The sequence below is a fragment of the Alkalibacterium indicireducens genome (assembly GCF_039522005.1).
In the GTDB taxonomy this organism is placed as follows: Bacteria; Bacillota; Bacilli; order Lactobacillales; family Carnobacteriaceae_A; genus Alkalibacterium; species Alkalibacterium indicireducens.
Genome location: NZ_BAAADA010000186.1, coordinates 1 through 1,936 on the forward strand (window position 1 = coordinate 1; position 1,936 = coordinate 1,936).

Here is a 1,936-nt window from a genome sequence, read left to right on the forward strand (position 1 = left end):
GGCAAGTGTTTTTTGTCTTTTCCTTGATAGAACAACGGTTATAGACCTTTAAGAACAAAAAAATTTGACAGTAACGAATTACAATAGGGGGCTATAATAATGAAAGTTACAATGTTAAAAGGAAAAATACATAGAGCTACAGTTGAACAAGCTGAGTTAGATTATGTAGGAAGTATTACTGTTGATATGGATTTATTAGAAGCAGCAGGAATATATGAATATGAAAAAGTACAAATAGTTGATGTTAATAATGGAAATAGATTTGAAACTTATACAATAGCTGGAGAGAGAGGAACAGGGATGATTTGCTTGAATGGAGCTGCAGCTAGATGTGTATCAACTGGAGATAAAATAATTTTAATGGCATATTGTGAATTAAATGAAAATGAGGTTAAGGATCATAGACCTAAGGTTGTTTTTGTCGATGATAATAATAAAGTTGAAAGAGTAACATCATATGAAAAACATGGAAGGTATCAGATATAATTCTTTAGGTTTTGTAATGTTATTTATATATGGCTAGACTATTATTGAAATATTTATTGATTACTAATTGGATAGATGTCAATAAAGTAGACACAAAAAGAGAAGATACAGACTGTAGACAAAGTCCATTTTGGTGTTAGTATCAAATCTTAGACAGCTTTTCGTAGAGACAAGAATAAATTAAACTTATCTACGAGAGGATGAATTTTTATGACCCGATATGAAGAAAATTTTAAACAAATGATTGTTGAACTGAATCAAACTGGACGTTCTGTTCGAGGGTTAGCGAAAGAATATGGCTTATCTGAAGCAACGATTTACAAATGGAAGAATTTATATTTACCTGATCAGTCCACAGGACTGACTGGAAAAGAAGTAGCTGAACTGAGAAAAGAAAATGCTCGTTTAAATGAGGAACTTGAAATCTTAAAAAAAGCCGCAGCCATATTCTCTCGGAAAACCTAAATTCGCTTGTTCAATTTATTGAAAAATGGTGTAAGGATTACACTGTTTCTTTGTTGTGTCGGTTATTAGAAATCCCTAGAAGTGTCTATTATTTTTATAAGAATAAACCGTTGACAGCTACAGAAATCAGAAATAATAAGTTGAAAAAGAAGATTTCAACAATTTTTTTTACGAATAAACAACGCTATGGTGCCACAAAGATCCATCAAGTTTTATTAAAAGAAGGGATTTCAGTATCTCTTAAACATGTCCAAAAGCTAATGAAACAATTAAATTTAAGGTCGCTTGTAGTTAAAAAATATAGACCTCAAAGGTCTAATAAACCGATCATTTCAAAAGAGAATCTCTTAAATCAGGACTTTTCTACTGAAACGATCTGTGAGAAATGGGCAGCTGACATTACGTACATTCCTACTAAGAAAAATGGTTGGTGTTACTTATCTTCAATCATGGATTTACACACGAAAAAAATTATTAGTTATACATTTTCAAAACGAATGACTGTGGATTGTGTCATTCAAACATTGAATAAAGCAAAAATACATTATCACATTCCAGAAGGAATGATTCTACACACTGACTTGGGCAGCCAATACACAGCAAGAGAAGTGGAACAATGGCTTAAAACCAACAAAATAAGGCATTCTTATAGTAGAAAAGGAACACCTTATGATAATGCTGGAATCGAATCTTTCCATGCCTCATTGAAAAAAGAAGAAGTCTACACGACTAGCTACTCAGATTTTGAAGAAGCAAATCGAGCGCTATTTAGCTACATTGAAGGATTTTATAACCGAAATCGAATCCATAGCTCGATTCACTATCTAACCCCACAGGAATTTGAAGAATTAGCAAAAGAAAAAATGGCTTAACCGTCTCTACTAAAATGTGTCCAAGATATTGACTCAAATCCAGAACGTACACGTGCATGGATTAAGTCAATGCCTAGTTGGGCAAGAATAAGGGCTAATTGCTTGTTTTTATA

Annotated in this window: 1 protein-coding gene and 1 pseudogene; both read left to right on the plus strand. The window is 32.5% G+C overall.

The genetic code is table 11. The annotated features are described in order from the left end of the window. Positions 1-99: 99 nt before the first annotated feature. Positions 100-494 (plus strand): annotated as a pseudogene (gene panD / locus ABFX15_RS10140) (aspartate 1-decarboxylase). A 202-nt stretch (positions 495-696) separates the two neighbouring features. Beyond that, positions 697-1,823 (plus strand): IS3 family transposase gene (locus ABFX15_RS10145; RefSeq protein WP_346025301.1). Its coding sequence is split into 2 segments (ribosomal slippage): positions 697-925 and positions 925-1,823, totalling 1,128 coding nucleotides; the frame shifts between segments, so codons are not numbered across the junction. The last annotated feature ends 113 nt before the right edge of the window (positions 1,824-1,936 follow it).